Below are 23,162 nucleotides of genomic sequence, written 5' to 3'. Positions count from 1 at the left end.
TTTAAACTTTGATAGGAGGGAAACTAATGAGACTTCGATACACGCTTAAGATTGCAGGGATTTGGGCCTTGGTAGCACTGGTGGGTACCGCCACAAACGCCGGCACCTTCAAAACCATCGTCATTGACGACGATCACTCAGATTGGATTGGTATTCCCGTTGTTGACAGCGACGCTGCCGACAATGTGGGCTCTATCGATATCGCGGAGACGCAGATTGCTAATGACGCTAATTTTCTCTACATCCGCAACACATTTCACAGCAGCGTGTCGCTCGGCCTGTTCACTGGTATTGACGTTGACGACGACGTTGCCACCGGCTTCGACATTTTTGGCTTGGGTTTGATTGGTCAAGACTCCGGCTGGCAAAACGATTTCCCATTCACCTCGTCTAATGGCGGTTTGTCTGGCGCCGGCATCTTTAACGATGGACAAGGAATGACCGGCGACTTCTTTGGTAGTGGCGCCGCACTGCTTGATGCTTTCGCCGATTCCAATGAGCGAGAGCTTGCCATTTCGCTTGACATCTTGCGAAATCCGCCCACGGCATTGGGCGAAGTTTTCCCCGACGATACTGTCCGCCTACTTTTCTGGACTGACACCGGCAACGGAGATGTCAGCGGCGTGATCAATTACACGCTTGCCGTGCCTGAGCCTGCCTCTGCGTGCCTACTCGTAGCCATGGCTGGGTGCCTAGTTTTCACAAGGCGTCGATAATAAGGATTTCGCTGAACAAGGGCGGTCGCGAGGCAACCGCGACCGCCGCTTGTTCGGCAGATAACTGCTCGACCACAATTTTCTATTAAATTCAATACACTAGCGCAATGTATCGTGATGCGCAATGTGAGAAGCAAACAGAGGAGGTTAGCGATGCCTTTTATCCGGTTACTGGTTCCAGGTCTTTCCTTAGCGTTGCTGTTGGCCATAGCCGGCATGAACGTAAGAGAAGCACACGGCGTTATCGCCCCAAGCACATTTGCATCGGGGCTCCAGGTACAGGGAGAAGATCCAGGCACCGAGTTTGACGACTGGGCAGGGATACCCATCGCCTACACGGACAACGGAGGTGTAGCAGACAATCCAGGTGGCTTCCCTGACCTCGACACGGTTCAGATTGCTAACGACGATAACAATTTATACATACGAGTGACATTGTTAAACACGACGTCGGCCTCGCTCGCGACGATGAACCTTGCGTTCGACCTTGATAACGATCTTGCAACAGGCAACGACATATTTGACCTTGGAGCAATTGGATCGGAATTAGGATATCAAACAGATTTTCCATTCGTGCAAGACATTACTAACTTTAACACTGGAGTCGATGGGGTTGTGGACTTTGGCGGAGACTTTATTGGCCTTGGAGTCACCTTTCCTTTCTTCGATGAGAGTGGTCCCCCCACTGGCACACAGATGGAGTGGGCGATTCCCAGAAGCCTAGCGATAGGCCCAGATGCACCTGGAACGCCCGTTTTCACAGGAGATACTTTTACTTTAATGACCTATACCGACGTTGGAGCTGGAGACATATTAAATAACGGGACAACGTTCGAGTTCGAATCGCTGGTTTACACCTTTGCTGAGAATCCAAACCCAGGCACTCCTGGTGATTTCAACTCCGATGAAGTAGTCGACGGAGCCGACTATTTAGAGTGGCAGCAAGACTTTGGAAATCCCTACGATGCCGACGACTTGACTGATTGGCAAGATCATTACGGGACTGGATCGATCCCTAGCATTTCAGCTGTGCCTGAAGCAAGTAGCATTGCTCTCGCGATGGTCGGGCTCTTGACCTCGGCTCTACGGCGCCGACGTTAAGATTGATTCTTAAGCTGCGGTGCATCAGGGCAGTATGCACCTGCCGGCGTTGTGCTTTCGCACACTGCCGGCAGCAGCTTGAGAGATGAAAGTTGGATGGCAGAGCCTTTGCGGTCACGTTGCCTGCACATACACATGTGGACGACCGTTTCAGTGGTTTAATTATCCGGAATCGAGTTGAGATGGTTATTCGAATACAAAGATCGCTCAGATTGCACCACCTTTTGTCTCGAACGCTGATTGCGTTTACGCTTCTGACGGGGATCGGTTTCACTTCGAGTTTGGCCTCCGCAGCTGAACCGCCCTTACAAACGATCACTTTCCAGTCTTCCAATGCCGACATCCTCAATCCTGAACGCGGATTCTTCAAGTTCTCCGACCTGACCAATCCTTGGTTCTATCAAGATGTTCGTTCGGGCGGCGAGACTTTGGTCTATGGTCGAATTCTCGCTGACCAGTTTCGCAACTCTCCGTTTAGCCAGTCGTTCCTTGACGATATCCAGTCTGGATTCGACGCGGCACGCTCGGCAGGAATCAAGGTAAAACCGCGTGTTGCTTACAACGATAATGGCGGTGCCGATGCACCTAAGTCGGTGATTCTCAACCATATCCAGCAACTCCAGCCGCTGTGGGAATCCAACAAGGACGTCATTTACCATATGGATGCCGGCTTTATCGGTGGCTGGGGCGAGTGGCATAGCTCGACTAACGGACTCGACAACGCCGCAGATCGTACCGAAATTCTTACTGCTATTCTCGACGCACTACCAGAAGATCGCATGGTGGGAATCCGGACACCCCATTTCAAACGCCAGATCTTCAACGGTTCCGCCGCCAGCACGACCAACACGATTACCGAGGCCAATGCGTTTGATGGTTCCGATTTATCGCGAGTAGGGCATCTGAACGATTGTTTTTTGGCTTCGTCAAGTGACTTTGGCACGTATGTTACTCCAGGTTTCACTCGGCAAGATGAACTGGACTATATCGGTGCTGAAAGCAAGTATGCACCCCACGGCGGAGAAACGTGTGCCGACAGCGCATTCTCAACGGGCGTCAATGCCGTTAACGAAATGGAGCAACTACATACCGACTACCTCAACATCGATTACAACACCAACGTTCTCAATAGTTGGAAAAACGACGGCAACACGGCAGACGGATACAGCGATAGCTACCAGCAAATATCGCAACGGTTAGGTTATCGCTTCGAACTGCAAACGGCAGCCTTACCCGACGAAGTGAAACCGAGCGGCCTACTGCAAATTGAGTTTGAAATAGATAACGTAGGATTTGGTGAGCTATTCAATCCTCGAGAAGTTGAAATAACACTCGAAAATAACAGTTCCGGTGAAATCGTTTCAGCCCCACTCCAGATTGATCCCCGGTTCTGGAGTGGCGGCACAAGCAATGATGTGCAGGCCGTGCTGAGTATTCCGGCGGACATGGCGGAAGGCACTTATACGGTTGGCATCAAGATGCCCGACCTTGAAGATTCGCTAGACGACGACGTGCGCTACTCGATTCGCTTTGCTAACCAAAATGTCTGGGATGCGACGACGGGCATCAATGTTCTCAAGACGGACCTGCAAATTTCACAAAGTGCTGATGGCACTAGCTACCAAGTAGGAGATTCCTTTGAGGAAGTCGTCGATCCTAATTCGCTTCTGCTGGCTGGAGATTTTGATGCCGACGGCAAGGTGGATGGAGCTGATTTTCTTCGATGGCAACTTGGAATGGGTAGCACGTTTCAATTGAGCGATCTCGCGGATTGGCAAGCCAATTTTGGCGTTGCTTCGACACCCCCCAGTACGCTTCAAGCAGTCCCCGAGCCACACGGTGTTTGCCTGGGTGTTGTCGGTTACTTGCTCTCACTGATAGCTCTTAGGCAGCGATAGTCAGGGGTGTATTCTCTTGATAAATTCCGAATACTCAAGCACCTAGATACTCAAACAAGTAGAGTCGTCCGTGCAAAAGTCTAGGTGCATAAAGATTCTCTTGATATCAATACTGGTGTCCTTGTTACATGAGAGCACACTGGCCGCTCCGCCAGCCTTCGATCAAGTCACCTCTTGGGGTTACCAGCTGACGGGGTACGAAGGGCGGGGATTCGATTCTCTGGTCTCTGCTCCGGTCGACTTACTGGTGATCGACTTATCGAGAGATGGTGGTTCCGAATACTTCACGGCCGACGAAGTAAGTACGATTAAGAGTACTGACAAAATAGTGTTGGCATATTTTGAGATTGGCGCGATTGAGCGATACCGTCCCGAGTGGTCTGCCGTTCCAACTGACCTGATGGCAGGACAGGTAGAGGGCTGGCCCAAAGAACAATACGTCAAGTACTGGGACGAGCGTTGGTGGCCGGTGGTCCAATCTCGCATTGAACTTGCCCTGAAATGCGGATTTGATGGAATCTACTTAGACCTCATTACCGCCTACGAGGAAATTCCCGACACTGGGCTTAGTGCGGAAGAACGTGCCAAACGAATGGTTGCCTTGCTAGCGCGCATCTCGAAGTTTGCCAAGGCAAGAAATCGCGACTTCAAAATTGTCGCGCAAAACTGCCCAGAGCTGGCAACCTGGTCGTTCTGGGAACCTCATACGAACAACACTTACCTGCGCGCGATTGACGGCCTGGCTCTTGAGTCGCCCTTCTACCTTGCCCATGACAAGCCGTGCGACCAGAAGTGGTGCCGTGAGAATCGAGCCAATGCTCAATTTATAAAAACCCAGGGTAAACTGCTGTTGGGCGTCGATTATGCCAAGGCGCCACGCAGTCTACAAGATTCCTACGATCGCCAACGCGAAGCGGGCTTTATCCCCTATGTTAGCGTCAGAGCTCTCGACCAATTTGTTGCTCCGCCGGGGAGCTGATTTCTTTTTAATCCCGAATTCTCGCAGATTCATCTGAGGCAAGTTGTGACCGTCGATTGGACCCCTGCCACAGGTAGCTTGCGGTCAGTGACGAAATAGCTGGAACTCACGTACCATGAGCGAAACCATCTCTACCAACGGTCCTGCAACTCGATTGAAGTCGGACCGGCTACTTTCCTTGGACGCCTACCGAGGGATAGTAATGCTACTCTTGGCGTTTACCGCAGCACATTGGGGTTGGATGGTCCCGATCGAGAATGCCTACGAAAATGTGCCTTGGCTAGGAAGCCTATTGGTTCAATTCGAGCATATCGAGTGGCAAGGAATCACATTCTGGGACATGATCCAGCCATCCTTCATGTTCATGGTTGGTGTGTCGATGGCGTATTCCTACGCCTCTCGCCAGCGCCAAGGACATTCTTATGCGTGTATGCTTTGCCACGCTTGCTACCGTGCGATCGTGCTAGTCCTGCTGGGAGTGCTTCTGCGCTCGTTGGGAAGCGAGAGTACCTACTGGACTTTAGAGGATGTGGTCTCACAAATTGGCTTAGGATACGTGGGCCTATTTCTACTGTGGAACAAACCATGGAAAATCCAACTGCTCGCTGCCCTCGGGCTCTTGTTTGCGTACTGGGCTCTCTTCGCTTTTTGGCCACTTCCCGAAAGTGATTACGATTATGCGATCGTCGATGGAAAGGTTTACTACGAGGGTTTTTTCGCACATTGGAACAAGAACGCTCACCCAGGTCACTATTTCGATCAGTGGCTGTTGAACCTCTTCCCGCGTGAGGCAGATTTCGTTGCAAACGATGGCGGTTACAACACGCTCAACTTTATTCCATCGCTCTCAACAATGATCTTCGGGCTTATGGCTGGCGAGTTATTGCGCCATCGTAACGACATGAAAACAAACCTATACATTCTGATCACTGCGGGCCTGCTGTCGATTGCGATTGGCTGGGTACTGCAAGCCGTTGGGTTGTGCCCGATCGTGAAGCGGATTTGGACGCCCAGTTTCGGGCTGCTTTCGACAGGACTTTGCTTACTCTGCCTGGGATTCTTGTACGCGCTGATCGATCTCCTCAAATGGCAGCGCTGGGCTTGGCCGGCGATCATTGTTGGGCGCAACTCAATTGCCATGTACTGCATGATCTACATGGTCGCGGGTTGGATACTTTCTACGCTCCATACGCACTTCGGAACAGCTATCTTCGAGGTTTGTGGAGATGCTTTCACACCGCTACTAGAAAACTTCTCGGTCGGTCTCTGCCTGTGGATGATCTGCTGGTGGATGCACTCTCGAAAAATATTTCTACGCATCTAACGCAGCTTCAATAGTGTATTGACCGACAATATACTCACCTGACAATGGCGGTTCGAGGTCGTAGGCGTGGGCGAGAAGAAACTGGCCGAGTACGGCGAGGCATTCCCGGAACGAATTCGGCAGGCGACGCTCTAACAGCACCTGAAGAAATGTGAGCGAAGCTAGAAACTGCTCACGACGCCTTCGACGATCGTCCGCAGCTTGCCACTCGCAGCGTCTGCAGCAGCGATCACGTCGTGGCCATCGGTTTCGCTAAGAATGTCCGGCGAACCCACGTTCGTGATGGTGGAGAAGCCGAGCACTCGCATGCCGGCGTGACGGGCTGCGGTAGTTTCTGGCGTGGTTGACATGCCGACTGCGTCGCCGCCCAACTGGCGGGCCATGCGATATTCGGCACGAGTTTCGTAGTTCGGTCCGAGTACCGACACGTAAACGCCGCGATGCAATTCGATGTCTGCCTGTTGGGCAATCTGAGCGGCCTGCGTTTGCAACTCGATGTCATAGGGTGCAGACATGTCAGGGAAACGTGGGCCCAGATTATCGTCGTTCACGCCGATCAGCGGATTATCAAATTGCAGATTGATTTGATCCTCGATCATCATCAAGTCGCCCACGCGGTAGTGCGGATTGAGTCCGCCAGCAGCGTTGGACACGATCATCGCGGGAACGTTCATGGCTTGGAGCAGCCGCACAGGCATCGCAGCCTGCTGGGCACTGTTGCCTTCGTAGAGATGGAATCGGCCCTGGAATGCCACGACGGGCCGGCCAGCTAATTGCCCACACACCAGTTGGCCAGCATGTCCGATAGCAGTCGATTGCGGAAAGTGCGGAACATCGGCGTAGGGAATCGCTACCGAATCGGCAATCTCATCGGCAAGCCGGCCTAGGCCGGTCCCCAAGATGATGCCAGCAACGGGCTGCTCAGACCAGCGAGCCTGGACCGCCGCGGCTGCCTCTTTCATCTGACTAGCAAGTTCGAGCATAACTAGGCCTTGCGTTTCGCTTCGTGAGCAAGAACGCCCAGCACAAGGGCTCGCAACTTCGGTTCAGCGGCGTTTGCTACGGCAATGATTTCCTCGGTGACTGCTACTTTCAGCGCGTCCGGCAGGCACATGTCCGTAACGACCGACAGGCCAAATACCCGCATGCCGCCATGCACGGCGACAATCACCTCGGGCACGGTGGACATGCCGACCACATCAGCACCGATCATGCGCAGAAAACGGTACTCGGCCCGCGTTTCTAAATTTGGGCCCGTGACTGCAACTGTTACGCCGCGATGGACATGGAAGTTACCCTGCCGGGCAATCTCCATGCCTACTTCGATGAGTTCCGGCGTGTAGGGTGCAGACATATCTGGGAAGCGCTCGCCGAGGCGATCGTCATTCACGCCCACCAGCGGGTTATCTCCCATGAGATTGATTTGATCGTCGATGATCATCACATCGCCGGCCACATACTGCGGATTCATGCCTCCAACCGCTTGCGAAACGATGAGCAGATTCGCCCCCAGGGCTTTCATCACGCGAATCGGCAAGGTGATTTGCTTCAGCGGCACACCTTCGTATTGATGGATGCGCCCCTCCATCGCCACGATAGGTACGCCATCAAGCATGCCACAAACGAAACGTCCCGCATGGCTGGTCGCGGTACTCACAGGAAAGTTCGGAATGTCCGCATAGTCGATCGCGATCGGCGACTCGATCTGAGCAGCCAAGTTTCCCAAGCCGGTTCCCAGCACGATGCCAGCAACCGGTGTTTGATCCCATTTCGTACGAATGAAGGCAACTGCTTCTTCGATTTGTCCGTAGAGTTCTAGCACTTTATTTTTCTTCTACAAAGGTTGTTAACAGGAGGAAACAGAGAGAACTGAGTCGATGCACATTATCGATTTGCACCGGGAAGTATCAACCGGGAGACACCATCGGTAAGCTTGTTCTGGTGAAAGTTTACTAGTAGGCCGTAACGCAGTTCTTCAGCACGTGAATGATGTTTGTAGCGAATGACAACATTTTTCTGTGAGCTGACGTGATGCCCGCTGTCTTCTAGCTCTCTCGTCAAACACCATTCATACACAGATTCAAGGAGACCTGGCCCCATATGGCGGTGGACTTCTATCGCTGCGTTAATGATTCCGCCGGTTAGGCTGGAAGCTCCCTCAAAGTCAGGATGCACAGCTATTTTCCTACTGAATTTCGATCAGATCGTCCACCAACTCTGCTCTCTCTGTTTCCTTCTGTTCAAAAATCAATAATCCAACTTACTAACCACTTTTTCGCCGCTTTCACCCGCAGCAATCACTTTGGTGCCGCTCGTGCCAAGACGGGTAGCGCCCAACTCAACCAGTTTGACGGCATCCTCGTAACTGCGGATACCGCCCGACGCTTTCACGGCGACGGCATCACTGCACGCCGCTCGCATAAGCTTGATGTCGTGCGCGGTGGCACCCGTGGAACGCATGCTGCCGTCTTCATTCTTCAACATGCCAAAGCCAGTGGAGGTTTTCACAAAGGCGGCTCCGGCGGCTTCGCTGATTTCGCACAGGCGGCGTTTCACATCGTCGCTCGGAAGCAGGCCTGTTTCAAAGATCACTTTTGTGATCGCTCCACCTGCCTTAGCGGCTTGGACAACCTCGCGAATGTCTTGCTCAACCGCCTGCCAGTTCTGCGCAAACACGTGGCCAAGGTTCACGACCATATCAACCTCCACGATGCCGTCGTTACACGCAATCTCCGTCTCGCGCACCTTGGTTCCGGTGCTCGTGCCGCCGTGGGGGAAACCAATGACGGTGCTCGCAGCGACGGGCGAATCGGCAAGCAGTTCGCTCGCCAGTGCTGCCATCGACGGTTTCACACAAACGCTTGCGACGGCCAACTCGATGCAAAACTCGCAGGCCTCGCGCAGGTCGGCCTCAGTTTGCGTGGGACTAAGAACGGCGTGGTCAATTAGCGAAACAACAGACATAGCACGAAATGGGAAAGAGGAAAGTCGAAAAGGGAAAAGTCTTGTGATCCGAGAAGGGCCGCTCGCGGCTTAGCAGCGATTTCTTTTGGGTACTCTATTGCGTTACCGCAGCCGTCGCCGGCACGGCCACTTTACGTGGCAGCAACAAATCAACCACCACTGCTAGGTGATCGGTCGTCGTCAAGTCTATCGAATGAAAGATAAACGCGCGTTTCACGTAAGGCTCGAACGCCTGCGGTAGCAAAATATGATCGATCATCGTCATCACGTCGAACGGGTCCATCACGCCATTCTCGTTGCGATCCCATAGCGAAGTGAAGCGATCTGCTTGCCGCGGCATGAGCTTCGCCACGTTGAACAGCTCGGAGCCCGGCTTGCTTGGGTCGAAATCCTTCAAGTCACTGAGCACCGTTGTCGCCGTATCGCGAGTTTCATCGCGATCAGGCACGTCCGGGTCGTAATCGTTGATGTCGCCAAGAATGATCGGCGTGTAGCCTCGACTGACGATCTCCTGTTGGACCACGCGTTTGGCAATCTCCGCTTGGGCAGATCGCTTTGCGTTCGCGTATTCGTCACTTGGGTTACTCTTTAAGTGCAAGCCAAGAAAGCCCAGCTTGTGACCGTCGATGTCCATCAGGTACACGGCATTTCGCGAAATCGATGTTGTTGCCTGGTACTTATTCCCTTTGCGACTTACAGCGGGAAAGGCCTGCCGCCACGTGGGGTCGTTTTCTTCCGAGTTGAGCGTTCGAATCCTTGCACCGTCTACCTCGACAGGCTCAAACCGGGTGATGAGCGCTACGTCCATGCCGGTGTACGAATCGTTATTTTCCACGTGATAACCATGCAAATCGGTCAGCCCCTTTTCGTGAAGAATCTCGATCAGCAGATCCACTCCTTCCTTGGAGGTAACCTCTACAAGGTTGAGGATGTCCGGGTTGAGCACTTCGATAATCGAGGCGACTCGCTCGAACTGAGCACGCCGAGCAATATCCCAGCGATACTTTTCCAAGTTGCCGGCTCGAATGCCAGGAGCGGTGAGAATTTCCGCGTTGAAAGTCACGATACGTACCGGTGTCTCGGCAGAGGCCGGTGTGGCGAACTGATTCAAGACACATGCTAGAGCGAGACTGAATATCTGAAGGGATCGCATCGTGAGGAATTACCTGAGGGAAGTAGTAGTAACAGCGAGCGACAACCCGCATCGTAACCCATTCCCCATGCACTTGCACGAGGCAATTCTTAGATGTGGATACTACCTAGCAGCGTTGAGGACTTGCTTCGGAGAGCGATTTCAGCAAATGACTCGTCGTCGAAATAGCGTGAAGCTGGTCCCCAGAAATGCCAGTAGTAGCACAGAAGGTTCGGGGACGGCAGAAATCGAGACTCCGCTGCTGCCGTATTGATTTCCCCAAACCAAGAGATCGACCATGTCCACCGCGCCACTACTGTTGGCATCGCCGGCGGCGAGGGTGTTGCCTGTGCCGAACCCTTGCTGCCAAATTAGCAAGTCATGACCATCGACGCCGGCATCGCTGTTGAAGTTAGCGTTGTCGGCGCCAGCGAGACTTGTTTCGAGCGTGATCTCTTCGAGCGCAAAGGCGATGTCGGCCGAAAAGGTGAACTTGTCGCCACTTATTAGGGGTACTGTTTCGGCCGGGGTCCAAACATCCGAAGTCCCATTAAAATCGTCTACTCCGGTGTGGAGTTCAATTGCCGTCACGTCGTTGATGCTAATGATTGCCGAATCGTCTTCCTGCCCTATCTCTTTGAAATCGATAGAAACTAAATCTACCGTAAACCCGGCAAAATTAATCGTGAAGCTGAGAGACTCTCCAAAAGCGGCTTCAATAGCATCCCGGTCGTCGTTGTTGGCGTCCGCGTTGACTCCCATGCCAGCGGCAGTGCCATTGACCGCGCCACCCATAGCACTAGCCGTGACGGTGATGCCACCGGCAGTATGCATGTTGCCGGTGATCATCTCTTCATCTTCCAAGTCGTTGCCGGCGTTGATGCCATCCGTAGGAGCGCGAAGATCAAAGACAACCGTCTCTGCAATCGCCGGACTCAGAGAGAGCGAAGTAACGAGAGTTGCCAATACGAATCCAATCCAACGGTGTCGATTCATCGTCATCGCTATCCCAATGAAGTTGCAAGTGCCATTCCTGCCGCATCCTTGGCTGCATGGGGCAGTTTAGCGGCACAGCCAAGTGAAAGCACGTAACTTTTCTGGGTAAGATTCAGAAGCAGAAAACCAAGAGGATCGTCGAAGTGACGTAAACTATGATGATCGGTGAGTTTACGAATAGAACACGGCGGGCGAGGAAACCGTCGAGCTATGCCGCCGGGAGCACTCAGTACGTGAAATGCTTGATTTCCTCGCCCTCTTCCCCCAGTTGGGTGAGCGATTCGATGCCGAGGTCTAGGTGGGCTTCTGCCCAATCTGTAGTCACCTGGTCGTCTGAAGCCTGCGTTTTCACCCCTTCTGGAGTCATCGGGAGGTCAGACACTAGGAGCAACGCGCCACGAGCAATTTGGTTGGTATGACCGACCACAAAGATCGTGGCCGTTTCCATGTCGATCGCAATGGGGGTGTATTCTTTTAGCTGCGATTTGAAATCTTCGTCATGCTCCCAGACGCGACGATTGGTCGTGTAGACGACACCTGTGCGATACTCCAACCCACGACCGACGAGTTTCTCCGAGACAAATTTGTGCAACTTGAAGGAGGGTAGCGCCGGGACCAACGGGTCTAGGTAATCGTTGGAGGTTCCTTCCCCGCGAATTGCGCCAATCGGCAGGATAAAGTGGCCGATCTCCGTGGAGTGCTTCAGCCCGCCGCACTTGCCTAAAAACAGAACTGCCTTGGGGTGCTTCGCCAACAGTAGGTCCATCATCGTGGCGGCGTTGGGCGAACCGATGCCAAAGTTGATGATCGTGAGGCCTGCGTCGTTCGAGGCGGCCTGCATGGGGCGATCTTCGCCGCGGATCTTGCAGTTGAATCGCTCTGCAAAACTGCGCACGTAGCTACTGAAGTTCGTCAGCAGGATGTAATCGCCGAACTCTTCCAGCTCCATACCCGTGTAGCGAGGCAACCAGTTTTCGGCCAAATCAACTTTTGTCAGCGTCATTTCAAACCTATCTATGCCTTAAGTGTCCAACCAAAAATCAATTTTGCAGGGATCGGTGGTTCATCTCTAGTATACTTTGCGTTCAGGCATCGCGAGCCACTGTTGGAACAGGTCACTGCACTCCTCTCTCAGCATGTCGCCTTTCAGCTTGAGCGTACTTTGCCCAATCCGCAAAACTTCAGACGCAGGGAGTTGCAGCTCATTAAAACCAGCGCCTTCGGCATCGGCGATGGTGGCACCGTAGTAGACCGTATCGACCCGCGCCCAGTGCAGTGCCGACATGCACATGGGGCACGGCTCGCAAGTTGTCGCTACGATGGCCCCTTCCAGGAACACATTCCTCAATTCTTGATTCGCTGCACGAATCGCGTTGACTTCTGCATGAGCGGTTACATCCGTCGACGCCATGACCGTATTGTGGCTGCGGGATATAATGTTGCTATCGATAGCAATAGCGCACCCAAACGGGCTTTGCCCGGCAGCGAGGCCCTCTCGGCAAACCTTGATGGCCTCTCGCATGAGGTCCTCAGGGGTAATGACTCCATTAGTCGTGGATTCTGGCATATTTATTGGTCCGTAGTTGACTATGCGGGGTTGAAACTAAGTAGCTTCGTCCTACCTCTTGTTTCTCCGACCCTTAATTATGCGTGAAATCCCCTCCCAAAGCGATGCTAGACTGTCAGCGACTCCTTTTTGCGGGCTAATAGGTCTCCAAATGGCAGTTCGGCATCCACAACTGATTTGCGGTCCGAGGCTTCCCAGTTCATAATCATGGATTCCCGCCACGGGTTTAAAAGTACCCCGATCCCCTCCCTACTCCCCCATCCGTAACTTGCTCCCGCCAAGGTGTCTGCTTCTATGGACTCAGGAAGCCAATTAGAGGACGAAAGTCTACTGACTGAGGACCAGCGTCTCGAAGCCGAGATGGCCCTGGGCAACGGGTCTAAATCGGGACGAAGCAATGGCCCAATTGAAGGTTCTGGGTTCGACCTCGAAGCGGATGAGTTGCGCCACACGGCAGCACGCATGGGTGTGGAGTATCTCGACTTAGAGGCAGCCGAGGTCGATCTCGGTTTGCTGGGTAAGCTCCCACAAAAACTGATTCATCGGCATGCGATCTTCCCCGTGAGCGAACAGGCTGGCACGGTCACGGTTGCGACGGCCGATCCATTGGACCTCGATCCACTGGACGAAGTGGCCGCGGTCTTGGGACTGCCCGTGATCCCTGTACTTGCCACGCCGGAAGCAATCGCTAAACGAATCAAGAATCATTTGGGCGTGGGTAGCGAAACGGTCGAAGGACTCATCGCCGCTCGCCAAGATGAAGACGAGCTAGAACTTGTCGATGGTTTCGAAGTCGACGACGCCGAGATTTCAGCCGAAGTCCAAGAGGCTTCAGTCGTCCGCTTAGTGAACGAAATTTTGATCGAGGCAATCGACATCCGGGCGAGCGATGTGCATATCGAATCGCAACCCTCGGGCATCAAAGTGCGATATCGCATCGATGGCATCTTGCAACGGCAACCCACGCCACCCGAGATCAACCACTTTCAAGCCGCGATCATCAGCCGCCTAAAGATCATGGCACGGCTCAACATTGCCGAGAAACGCCTTCCGCAAGATGGACGCATCAAGCTGAAAGTTCACGGCCGCGAAGTCGATGTGCGTGTGTCGGTGATTCCGATGCTGCACGGAGAAGGCATCGTCATGCGCCTTCTCGACAAGGGCAACATGGAGTTCTCGCTGGAGAAACTCGGCATGGAGGCGAACGTACGCCGGCGGTTCGATCAGCTGATCCGCGCTCCTCACGGCATTATCCTGGTAACGGGGCCTACAGGCTCGGGCAAGACCACAACACTCTATAGTTCGCTGTTAGATATTAAGAGCGAAGGCACCAAGATCATCACCACCGAGGACCCCGTCGAGTATCAACTCGAAGGCATTAACCAAATCCAGGTACATTCGAAAATTGGACTCACCTTTGCACAATCGTTGCGAGCCATTTTGCGCCACGACCCGGATGTCGTCCTGGTAGGTGAAGTTCGCGACTTCGAAACGGCAGAAAACGCCATTCAGGCTTCGCTCACCGGTCACCTAGTATTCAGTACTTTACACACAAACGATGCGCCCAGTGCGTATACGCGACTGGTAGACATGGGCGTTGAGCCGTTTCTCGTGGCGAGCACCATCGAGGCAGTTATCGCCCAGCGATTGGTGCGCACCCTCTGCCGACATTGCCGCGATCCGTACCAACCAAGACGTGAAGATCTACCGGACGACTTCCCCTGGGAACAGTACCAAGAGGGGGGAGCTTCGTTGTATCGATCAAGTGGCTGCCGTATTTGCCGTGGGGCGGGTTTCTCAGGTCGCCAAGGTATTTTCGAAATGTGCCCCACCACCGATGCCGTGCGACAATTGGCCCACGACCGCGCCAGCAGCTGGGATATTCGCGCAGCTGCAATTGCCGACGGCATGCTCACACTCCGCCAGGACGCATGGCGAAAAGTCCTCGGCGGCACCACAAGCGTGGAAGAGGTGCTGAGAGTCACCAAAGGAGACATTGTCTAAAATGGGAAATGCGAAAGTGGAAATGCGAATCACTGATTTCCCCTTCCGCCTGCTCCCTTCCATCAGCCATGCCTGACTTTGCTTACATCGCTCGAAATGAAACCGGACAGCGCGTCGAGGGCGTGCTGGAGGGCGCTTCGCAGCGCGATGTTTTGGCAAGTCTGTCTGCCCAAGGACTCTTCCCGCTGAAGGTCAATGCCTCCAGCAAAGACGTTCGCAAGAGTGGCGGGTTGAAGGTGCGGCCGCAGGCGATGTCGCGGTTCTATACCCAACTAGCAGGACTGCTACGTAGCGGTGTACCGTTGTTACGATCACTGGATGTTCTCAAGAAGCAGTCCAGCAACCCGTCACTCAAAGAAATCACTAAAGACTTGCATAGCCGCATCAGCGAGGGCGATTCCCTAGCCGATGCAATGGCCCGGCATCCGCGGGCATTCGACGAGCTCTCTCGTAGTATCGTCCGGGCCGGTGGCGAGGGGGGCTTCTTGGAAGAAGCTCTCGAACGGGTCGCCAAGTTTGCCGATCAACAGGCGGAACTGAAGGCCCGCGTCCTGGGCGCGATGGCCTACCCGATTTTCCTCGCGGTGTTCGGTGTTTCCATCGTTACCATTTTGGTCATTTTCTTCGTACCTAAGTTCGAAGGCTTGTTCGCTAGGCTGCGCGAGCGAGGCGAACTGCCGGCAGTTACCGACATGCTGCTATGGTTGAGCGATACGCTCAGCTCCTACGGTCTGATTATTGCAGCGGCATTAGTAGGTATTTACCTCTTCACTAAAGCAAAACTCTCGACTGATGCGGGGCGACTGTGGCTCGATCGCTGGCAGCTTAAGATCCCGCAAGCGGGTAAGATTTACGGCAACCTGGCCGTCTCGCGTTTTTGCCGCGTGCTGGGAACGCTACTCGCTGGCGGCGTGCCGATTGTTAAGTCGCTGAAGATCAGCTCCGACTCGACGGGCAATCGAGTGCTCTCCGAGGCAGTGAACGAGGCAGCTGAGAATATCACTGCGGGCGAGTCACTGGCCGAACCGCTGGCCGCGAGCGGTCACTTTCCTACGGACGTGGTGGAAATGATTGCCGTGGCCGAGCAATCGAATACGCTGGAGACCGTGTTGGGGAACGTGGCCGACTCCCTAGAGAAAGAAACGTGGCGCAGGCTCGACTTGTTTGTCCGACTACTAGAGCCTGTGATGCTCGTCATTCTTGCTTCCGCTGTGCTGGTGATCGTTATCGCCCTGCTCTTGCCTATCCTCAAGACAGCGATGACGATGTAGGCATACACATGTAGAACGCAACCCATTTTGGAACCAACCAAATACTCACGAGGAGAGAAACGAATGAAGTCCCGCCGAAGCCTTACCCAAAACCGAACCCGCAATGGGTTCACCCTGATTGAAGTGCTGTTGGTGCTGATTATCTTAGTGATTATCGGTGCTCTTGCGTCGCGCGTGTTTATTGGCACGCAAGATCGAGCAAGTATCAAAGCCGCCACGAGTAATCTTTCGATCGTCAGTGGAGCGATCAACGAGTACCGCTTGGAAATGAACAAATACCCATCGAAACTTGCCGACTTATGGGAGAAGCCCAGCGATCAAGCGATGGCAGAAAAGTGGGGCAGCAAGTACCTAGAAAAGATGAAGCCTGACCCCTGGGGGAACGAATATCAATATCTCGCCGAAGGGAAAAAGAACTCGGACAAGTACGATCTCTGGTCCAATGGCCCCGACGGTAAGAGCGGCACGGAAGATGACATCGGGAATTGGGAGTAGGGCGAGGTGAGCATGGGATCTCAAACGAGTCTGCTGACATGAAGCGTATCAAAGGGGGAAGGCGGAAGGGGAAAGGCGGAGCTCGCTCGCAGGCTTGCTCTGGGGCTCCAAGTTCGCTTGCGTTTCGTGACGCTCTCACCCTCATCGAACTGCTGCTTGTGCTCGCTTTGCTGTCGATTATCGCTGGCTTGGCGACGCCTTCGATTGGGCGAAGTTTTGCCTCGGTGAAGTTGCGCCGCGCCGGAGACGAGGTGCTGGCCGCTTGGACCGAAGCACGCACCGAGGCGATTCGCTCGGGCGAGGTGCAACAGTTTCTCTTCCAGGTGGAAGGCTCGACCTATCGCGTCGCCAAATGGTCTACCACTGAGGAGACGGAGCCCGAGGAACCGGCAGCCGAGCAGGCGGCCGAAAGTGAGACCGGCTTGAATAAGGAGATCGTCTTTCATGCAGGCAGCATTATTGAAGAGCAGATAACTGGAGATACATCGCGCCAGCGGCAAGTGGTATCGCTCAAAGGGCGGGGCAAAGAAACGTGGTCCCAACCGTTACTTTTCTTCCCAAACGGTTCCACCTCGGATGCCACAGTAGCTCTCAAGAATGCGAGCAACCAGTACCTGCGCATTCGCCTGCGCGGCCTGACTGGCGTGGGGCGGAAGAGCAACGTGATGTCTCAGTCCGAATGGGACGAGGCACAGGAGCGCTAATATGACCCCAAATTCCTTCATGAAGCGTCCCAAGCGTACAGGTAAACGCAAACCAGCATTCACTTTGATAGAAGTGATTCTTGCGCTGGCAATTCTGGGAGGCTCGCTGGCTGTGCTAGGTGAAATCATGAGCCTCTCCGATCGCCAAGGAAGCAAGGCTCACGCTGAAACGCGCGCCCAGCTGCTGGCCGAGAGTGTCATGGACCAACTCGTCAGTGGCGCGATCGAGCTGATCGACAAGCAAGACGAACCGTTTGAAGCAAGCGAATTCGAGTCGAGCGCCGATGTACGCTGGACTTACTCCGTGGTGATCGGAGAGGGTGATGTGCCCGAAGTGCAAATCGTGGAAGTCACGGTGCAGCAGGACCTCGAAGCGAAATTCGACCCCGCGAAGCAGCGTCTCATCCGCTGGATCCTTCCTCCTTCAGCCGCTTCCGAATCTTCGGCAGCCGACCCGATGAGTCCAGAAGCTGCCACTTCAGGCACGGGTTTACTAGGCGGAGGGCAGCTGTGAACCATCCTGTGCGACGCAATCTGTTTTCTGGCTTTACACTACTCGAAATCGTGCTGGCGCTTGGGCTCTCCGCAGTACTGTTGTATTTAGTCATGATGGCTACTGAGTTGCATCTGCACCGCGTCGATCGTAGTCGCACCAGGGTCGAATCGAGCCAAGTCGCCCGCGCGGTACTCGACTCTATTGCAAACGACCTGCAAAGCACCCGTTTCGAATCCCCCAACTACTTCAGCACTCCAACCAGTACAGCAACTGATCAAGAGCCCCCTCCTGATACTTCCGAGGGAGAAGAGCCTTCCGGTGGAGGCCCTCCAACCAATGGTCCTGCAGGAGGTGGAGGTGGCGACGTTGTCGGGGGCGGCACTGGCCTCGGAGGCGGCACAGGCAGCCCGCTCATTCCCATCGACGCCACAACCGTTCGCGGCATCTATGGCGATGCACAACTCATCCGAATCGACAACACGGCTACCTACGACTGGCATAGTGCGACTCGGACCTCAATGGGCGACGAGCCGTCGGCAGAATTGCCCGACCCGGAGCTGCCGCAAACCGTTTTCTACACCTACCAAGACGGCCAACGAGTCGCATCGCCCGAATCGGCCGGCAGAGCCCTGCAAGCAGAGCCCACCACGGACATTGCCGGATTGTATCGCGAGAACTTGCCGAGTGCTGTCATCCAAGAAGAGGGAGATACTGAGTTCTCTTCAAGCCGCCTTCCCACAGAACGTGCAAGGCTGCTGGCTCCCGAGGTAGTTAGCATCGAGTTTAGTTACTTCGATGGTTATGAAATGCTCGACTATTGGGACTCCGTCGATCAGGAGGGGCTTCCTGCGGCAGTTGAGATTCGCCTGCGCGTGCTGGAAGTGCCTTACGAAGAAGCAATCGCACAGAGCAACACCACTACGGAGCGCTATTCCGAAAAAGATATCGTCGAATATCGGCGCTACGTGAACTTGTCCGGCGTGAAGGCGCAGCCGCAGACGCCAATTTCTGTGGGGCCTCCTGAGCAGACGACTAATCGCTCCGGTGACGGCTCCCCAGGACAGGGAACCAGTGATGGTGGAGCGGGTGGAGAGACCGGTGAAGAATCGACCTCAACCGGGGAGACTTCCGATGATTAGCCCACCCGAAAGAGAAAAACTTGCTCCAACGCTGCCACAACACCGTGGCAGCGTCTTGCTGCTGGTGCTCGTCGTCGTAGCGATACTCTCACTCGGTGCGGCCAGCTATATGACGCTTATGCAGAACGAGCGTACCGCGGTTCGCTATCACGGACTGCAAGGCCAAGCCGACGCGACTGCCGCCTCCTGCGTCGCCTACGTGCAAGCCTTGCTTTCGCGACCGGATTCAGAAGTTCAGCTCGAAGGCGGATTGGTTGACAATCCAGCGTTATTCCAGGCTTTGCCGCTCTACGAGAGCGATGATCCGCAGATTCAGTGGTTCATGACCATCGTCTCACCTGGCATGTCCAACGGCTCGCTATCAGGGCTTCGCTATGGCCTTGTGAATGAATCGAGCAAGTTGCACGTCAATGGCTTATTGGCTGGTGAATTGAACCAGCAACGAGAACGCCTAATGGCACTCCCAGGAATGAACGTCGAGCTGGCCGACGCTATTCTGGATTGGCTTGACGCTGATGATCTGCCACGCGAGTTCGGAGCGGAGGCGGACTACTACGCCCAGCTCGATCCACCCTACGCGCCCCGCAACGGACCTCTACGTAGTTTGGAGGAACTGCTTTCGATTCGTGGGATGTCACGAGACTTACTCTACGGACTCGATCACAATCGCAACTATCAAGGCGATGCAGGGGAAGCGCCGCGCGGGTTGCTGCTAGAAGCTGATGATAGTACGGGCACTCTTAACCTAGGCATGGCAGAATACCTGACAGTCGTCAGTGCGGAGAGCACGATCACCGAGCAGGGACCGCGGATTGATTTGAACCTCCCCACTCTTAATACGTTGCATACATCACTTTCCAGCCAACTCTCAGCCGAAGAAGCAAAGTTCATCGTCTTGTATCGTCAATACGGCGGCCAGCAGCAGGATGCACGCGAAAGCCGTGACCAAAACCAACCTGCCAGCGCACCGGCAAATGTAGAGCTTGATTTCGAGAAACAGGCAACCACACGCATCAACTCACTTCTGGATCTTGTAGGCACCACGGTGACTGTGACTTCCGAGGAAGAGAGTGGCGGCGCTCGCTCAGGGAGAGGGGGAAACCGCAACAGGGGGCGTTCCGACTCAGACGACGAAAGTGAGCCCGACGGAGACGAAGAATCGCAAACAGTCGAGTCACCTTGGCCCGACACGCCGGCCGGCTATCAAGGATTGCTCAAGCTCTACGACTCTGCCACGACTTCTTCAAGTCCAACCTATGCCGGGCGCATCAACATTAACGTAGCTTCGCGGCCCGTGTTGGGCACGATTCCGGGTATGAGTTACGCTCTCGCCGATCAAATCCTCGCACGGCGCGAACCCGAGGTAGACATGACCCTCAGTGATCAACGTTCGCCCCTATGGCTGCTCATCGAGGGACTTGTCACTCGTGAGCAATTTCAACAAATGGAAACCTACATCACTACCCGCGGGTGCGTTTACAGCGGCCAAGCCGTGGGCTTCCGCCAAATCACCAGTGAGTCCGGCAAACCGGGCGAATCGCCGTCCCAAATCGATGTCGTGGCCCGACGACAGTTTCGGATCGACGCCCGCGGACCGAAGCCGGAGCTAATCGATTGGAGCGATCTCTCCTCACTGGGCCGCGGCTACTCGCCCGCTACGCTCAGCCCGGAGATGGAACCTTAGCGAGTTTGTCAAGAAAGGGCTCCGCGCGCAGGCGCTGAACGGGACCTATCGCCAGATAATAAAACTCGGACCCCGTCACAGAATGTGACTACAATAGTCACTAGCGGAATCCCGCCCTACGTTAGCCCGCCTTCAAACATTTAGTCCTGCCACCTCGAATCATGTCCAAGTCACTCGCCATTCATCTTAGTGACGACCAAGCCACCGTAGCAGTGGTTGAAACGTCGGGCGATCTGCCGAAGGTGGATGCCGCTAGCACGGTCCACTTTTCTGCGTCTGACTTGGAAACTCGGGGCAATGAGCTCTCGGCAGCGATTGAGAACTGCGGTGGCCATCGTCTAAGGGCAGTCGTTATGTTTTCGCGAGCAGACCTGCACTGGCAGAATTACCAATTCCCCCCCGCCCCGGTCGAAGACTTGCCTGACTTGGTATCGTTGCAGGCGATGCGAGATCACCCTTTGGCGGGCGCGGAGAAAGGCTTTGATTTCCTACCGCTCGAAGGGGACGCGGACAACCCGCACCGTGTTTTGGGAATTAGTGTCGATCAGAAAACACTCGACAAAACGCTTGAGCTTTGCGAAGAGGCCAACGTGCGTATCGCGCATCTCACGGCTCGCCCGTTGGGTTGGGCGAGCCTGCTTTCAACGGATGACAGAGGTGCTGCCGTTCATGCGGCTGTGGAAAACGACTCGGCAACCATGTGGGCCACTCAAGATGGGCAAATTACTCGCCTGCGCGCGTTGCCTCTGCCTAGTGCCACGGCGGCTGAGTCGCGTGCGAAGCTGCTCGCCGGCGAGCTTCAACGCACAGCGATGACTCTTCAGCCTAAGGGAGAATCGCCGGCAACGATCACGGCTTGGTTTGATTTCTCGACACCTGAGGCTCGCTCGGTTGCAGAATTCCTGCCCGAGAACATCCAACGTGGAGACATTGCTTCACGATTGGACATTTCCGACACTGAACTGAACCTGCAAGAGATCGCTCCATTGGCAGGCTTAGCGACTCAACGCGCGCGTGGCCAGCAGCCGCCGCTCGATCTACTGAATCCGCGCCGCCCGGTCGCGCCGCCCAGTAAGGGCCGCACTTGGGCGTTGGCCGGAGTGGCGGCAGCGGCGCTCGCGGCAATGGTCGGCTATCAGGCTTACCAAAATGTGAACGCACCGTTGCGTGCAGCTGAGACAGCTGAGGCAGAACAGGCTGTGTACCAAGCCACGCTAGAAGAACTGGCCAGTGATCAACAACAGCACGCCAAGGTTAGTGAATGGAACGAGAATACAGTCAACTTACTCGACGAACTCGACGCTCTCAGTCAGCAACTTCGCCCGGTACCGTTGGATAGCGAGGCGTACCCCAAGGACAAGGATGTGCTCACGGGAGAGCTTTCGTTGCTAGGAGACGAGTGGACACTGACCGCCGCGGTGCCCAACGATAGCGCAGTGCAGCCACTGGAAGATCGCCTACGAAAAGAAGGCCGTCGCGTCACTCGACAATCGCTCACCAAGGACGACTCGATTAACAAAGCCTATCCGTTGAAAGTCGTGGAGAAGATACAACTGGCCAATGATTCCACGGAGAGCCAGCCATGAATCAACGTGAAAAAGCTTTGGTCGGCCTCGTAGGCATAGCAGGCTTGTTGTACGCAGGCACCGAAGGACTTACTCGCTATCGTGATGCACTCGACGAGAGCGACGATCAACAGCTTGCCGCTGAGTCATCCTTACAAGAGACAAAATCTCTCTTGAGAAGAGCCCAGCGTGACCAACGCGAGCTACGCAAGTGGCGACAACGCTCGCTGCCGACGAATCCGGATATCGCCCGTTCGCTCTATCAGGACTGGCTGCGTGAGGCGACCAGCGACAGCGGGTTCACGGAAGCCTCGGTGCTCGATAAGACCAACGCTCGCTCCTTCGCCGATCGCCCTGACGAGATGAAAGAGCTGTCGTTTGAAATTGCCGGCAAGGCAACCCTCGAACAGGTGACCAAGTTCCTGCATCAGTTTTACAGTGCGGGCCACATGCAACGTATCTCAAAAGCAACCTTCAAGCCGCAGGAAGGCAAAAAGGAGCTCACCGTGAGTCTGAGTGTGGATGCACTAATTCTGCCTGAAGTGCTTCGTGAAGATCAACTCGCAGAAAACGCGACGGCCGAGCTTGCCCACACGCTGACTGAATACCGTGAGCGACTCGAAAGCCGCGATCTCTTCGCCATCTACAGACCCAAGCAGAAGGCAGGTGACGCTAGCACTGCTAAGAGCGACGAGCCCCGAGAAGATGAGGCAGCCAAGGATGCGCGGTTTACCCAAATCACTTATGGCAACGGTTGGACCATGGCGGTACGCCAGCAGAAGTCCGGCGACGTGACGTACTACCAAGTTGGGGACGAACTGGAGATTGGTCGCATCTCGGGTCGTGTCATCGACCTCAATGACGAGCGCGTCATTTACAAGACCGACGAGGGCCAGTTTGAGCTGGAGCTCGGCGATACCTTCTCCGAAGCGCGCCCACTGGACGTTGCTAGCGGTGAAAGCGCCGGCCGCCAAAGGCGGCGTATGCGCTAGCATGACTTGCTAGCACTTTCTTTTTTTGCTCTCTGTGAACTGATTAGCTGGCGCGGCTGGTAAAGTTTGTCGATTATTCCGATTATGCCGCCTCCCTGCGTACCTGCGCAGACGGAGCGTTGCGTTCTCAGGAAG

At 54.7% G+C, this 23,162-nt stretch carries 22 protein-coding genes; 14 read left to right on the top strand and 8 right to left on the bottom strand.

Annotation, left to right across the window (positions count from 1 at the left end):
* Nucleotides 1-26 precede the first annotated feature (26 nt).
* From HG15A2_RS09030 to HG15A2_RS09010, 5 genes are all read left to right on the top strand, one after another.
* Complete coding sequence (locus HG15A2_RS09030; RefSeq protein ID WP_145059819.1) at nucleotides 27-716, top strand: hypothetical protein; 690 nt, start codon at nucleotides 27-29, stop codon at nucleotides 714-716.
* Between the two features lie 153 nt (nucleotides 717-869).
* Nucleotides 870-1,817, top strand: a complete 948-nt coding sequence (locus HG15A2_RS09025; RefSeq protein ID WP_145059817.1) for a PEP-CTERM sorting domain-containing protein — start codon at nucleotides 870-872, stop codon at nucleotides 1,815-1,817.
* A gap of 212 nt (nucleotides 1,818-2,029) precedes the next feature.
* A complete protein-coding gene (locus tag HG15A2_RS09020) occupies nucleotides 2,030-3,715 on the top strand; it encodes a DUF4832 domain-containing protein (RefSeq protein ID WP_218932428.1) in 1,686 nt (561 codons plus the stop codon).
* Between the two features lie 115 nt (nucleotides 3,716-3,830).
* On the top strand, nucleotides 3,831-4,694 hold the full coding sequence (locus tag HG15A2_RS09015; RefSeq protein ID WP_218932427.1) for an endo alpha-1,4 polygalactosaminidase: 864 nt from the start codon (nucleotides 3,831-3,833) through the stop codon (nucleotides 4,692-4,694).
* 115 nt (nucleotides 4,695-4,809) lie between these two features.
* The gene (locus HG15A2_RS09010) at nucleotides 4,810-6,018 is read left to right on the top strand and encodes a DUF5009 domain-containing protein (protein WP_145059813.1); all 1,209 of its coding nucleotides are present in this window, start codon (nucleotides 4,810-4,812) and stop codon (nucleotides 6,016-6,018) included.
* Nucleotides 6,019-6,179: 161 nt separating this feature from the next.
* On the opposite strand, the gene HG15A2_RS09005 is transcribed toward HG15A2_RS09010, so the two are convergent.
* The 8 genes from HG15A2_RS09005 to HG15A2_RS08970 all read right to left on the bottom strand — a co-directional run bounded on the left by HG15A2_RS09005 (nucleotide 6,180) and on the right by HG15A2_RS08970 (nucleotide 12,677).
* Entirely contained in the window at nucleotides 6,180-7,001 is an 822-nt protein-coding gene (locus HG15A2_RS09005) for a purine-nucleoside phosphorylase (RefSeq protein WP_145059811.1), read from the bottom strand.
* A 2-nt stretch (nucleotides 7,002-7,003) separates the two neighbouring features.
* On the bottom strand, nucleotides 7,004-7,840 hold the full coding sequence (locus tag HG15A2_RS09000; RefSeq protein WP_145059810.1) for a purine-nucleoside phosphorylase: 837 nt from the start codon (nucleotides 7,838-7,840) through the stop codon (nucleotides 7,004-7,006).
* Nucleotides 7,841-7,902: 62 nt separating this feature from the next.
* On the bottom strand, nucleotides 7,903-8,118 hold the full coding sequence (locus HG15A2_RS08995; protein ID WP_218932550.1) for a GxxExxY protein: 216 nt from the start codon (nucleotides 8,116-8,118) through the stop codon (nucleotides 7,903-7,905).
* Nucleotides 8,119-8,265: 147 nt separating this feature from the next.
* Nucleotides 8,266-8,982, bottom strand: a complete 717-nt coding sequence (gene deoC, locus HG15A2_RS08990; RefSeq protein ID WP_145059807.1) for a deoxyribose-phosphate aldolase — start codon at nucleotides 8,980-8,982, stop codon at nucleotides 8,266-8,268.
* A 94-nt stretch (nucleotides 8,983-9,076) separates the two neighbouring features.
* Nucleotides 9,077-10,135, bottom strand: coding sequence for an endonuclease/exonuclease/phosphatase family protein (locus HG15A2_RS08985; protein WP_145059805.1), 1,059 nt, complete (start codon nucleotides 10,133-10,135; stop codon nucleotides 9,077-9,079).
* A gap of 141 nt (nucleotides 10,136-10,276) precedes the next feature.
* Nucleotides 10,277-11,116 carry a PEP-CTERM sorting domain-containing protein gene (locus HG15A2_RS08980; RefSeq protein WP_145059803.1) on the bottom strand — a complete coding sequence of 280 codons (840 nt, stop codon included), beginning with the start codon at nucleotides 11,114-11,116 and terminating at the stop codon, nucleotides 10,277-10,279.
* Between the two features lie 220 nt (nucleotides 11,117-11,336).
* On the bottom strand, nucleotides 11,337-12,113 hold the full coding sequence (locus HG15A2_RS08975) for an AMP nucleosidase (RefSeq protein ID WP_145059802.1): 777 nt from the start codon (nucleotides 12,111-12,113) through the stop codon (nucleotides 11,337-11,339).
* A gap of 66 nt (nucleotides 12,114-12,179) precedes the next feature.
* The gene (locus HG15A2_RS08970; protein ID WP_145059800.1) at nucleotides 12,180-12,677 is read right to left on the bottom strand and encodes a nucleoside deaminase; all 498 of its coding nucleotides are present in this window, start codon (nucleotides 12,675-12,677) and stop codon (nucleotides 12,180-12,182) included.
* A 294-nt stretch (nucleotides 12,678-12,971) separates the two neighbouring features.
* Here HG15A2_RS08970 and HG15A2_RS08965 point away from each other — a divergent pair, with 294 nt between their 5' ends.
* The 9 genes from HG15A2_RS08965 (at nucleotide 12,972) to HG15A2_RS08925 (ending at nucleotide 23,027) form a co-directional block, all read left to right on the top strand.
* Complete coding sequence (locus HG15A2_RS08965; protein ID WP_246117917.1) at nucleotides 12,972-14,681, top strand: GspE/PulE family protein; 1,710 nt, start codon at nucleotides 12,972-12,974, stop codon at nucleotides 14,679-14,681.
* 68 nt (nucleotides 14,682-14,749) lie between these two features.
* Complete coding sequence (locus HG15A2_RS08960; protein WP_145059799.1) at nucleotides 14,750-15,952, top strand: type II secretion system F family protein; 1,203 nt, start codon at nucleotides 14,750-14,752, stop codon at nucleotides 15,950-15,952.
* 63 nt (nucleotides 15,953-16,015) lie between these two features.
* Nucleotides 16,016-16,447, top strand: coding sequence for a type II secretion system major pseudopilin GspG (gene gspG, locus HG15A2_RS08955; protein WP_145059798.1), 432 nt, complete (start codon nucleotides 16,016-16,018; stop codon nucleotides 16,445-16,447).
* A 38-nt stretch (nucleotides 16,448-16,485) separates the two neighbouring features.
* The gene (locus tag HG15A2_RS08950) at nucleotides 16,486-17,151 is read left to right on the top strand and encodes a prepilin-type N-terminal cleavage/methylation domain-containing protein (protein ID WP_145059796.1); all 666 of its coding nucleotides are present in this window, start codon (nucleotides 16,486-16,488) and stop codon (nucleotides 17,149-17,151) included.
* Nucleotide 17,152: 1 nt separating this feature from the next.
* The gene (locus tag HG15A2_RS08945) at nucleotides 17,153-17,665 is read left to right on the top strand and encodes a type IV pilus modification PilV family protein (RefSeq protein WP_145059795.1); all 513 of its coding nucleotides are present in this window, start codon (nucleotides 17,153-17,155) and stop codon (nucleotides 17,663-17,665) included.
* Nucleotides 17,662-18,786, top strand: coding sequence for a PulJ/GspJ family protein (locus HG15A2_RS08940; protein ID WP_145059794.1), 1,125 nt, complete (start codon nucleotides 17,662-17,664; stop codon nucleotides 18,784-18,786). The genes HG15A2_RS08945 and HG15A2_RS08940 overlap by 4 nt, the downstream gene beginning before the upstream one ends.
* On the top strand, nucleotides 18,779-20,470 hold the full coding sequence (locus HG15A2_RS08935; protein WP_218932426.1) for a type II secretion system protein GspK: 1,692 nt from the start codon (nucleotides 18,779-18,781) through the stop codon (nucleotides 20,468-20,470). The genes HG15A2_RS08940 and HG15A2_RS08935 overlap by 8 nt, the downstream gene beginning before the upstream one ends.
* Nucleotides 20,471-20,631: 161 nt before the next feature.
* A complete protein-coding gene (locus HG15A2_RS08930) occupies nucleotides 20,632-22,056 on the top strand; it encodes a hypothetical protein (RefSeq protein WP_145059791.1) in 1,425 nt (474 codons plus the stop codon).
* Nucleotides 22,053-23,027, top strand: coding sequence for a hypothetical protein (locus HG15A2_RS08925; RefSeq protein ID WP_145059789.1), 975 nt, complete (start codon nucleotides 22,053-22,055; stop codon nucleotides 23,025-23,027). The genes HG15A2_RS08930 and HG15A2_RS08925 overlap by 4 nt, the downstream gene beginning before the upstream one ends.
* The last annotated feature ends 135 nt before the right edge of the window (nucleotides 23,028-23,162 follow it).

This window comes from Adhaeretor mobilis (assembly GCF_007741515.1).
GTDB classification, from domain to species: Bacteria; Planctomycetota; Planctomycetia; order Pirellulales; family Lacipirellulaceae; genus Adhaeretor; species Adhaeretor mobilis.
The sequence above is the reverse complement of the archived record's forward strand: the minus strand, read 5'-3'. Positions and strand labels throughout refer to the sequence as shown.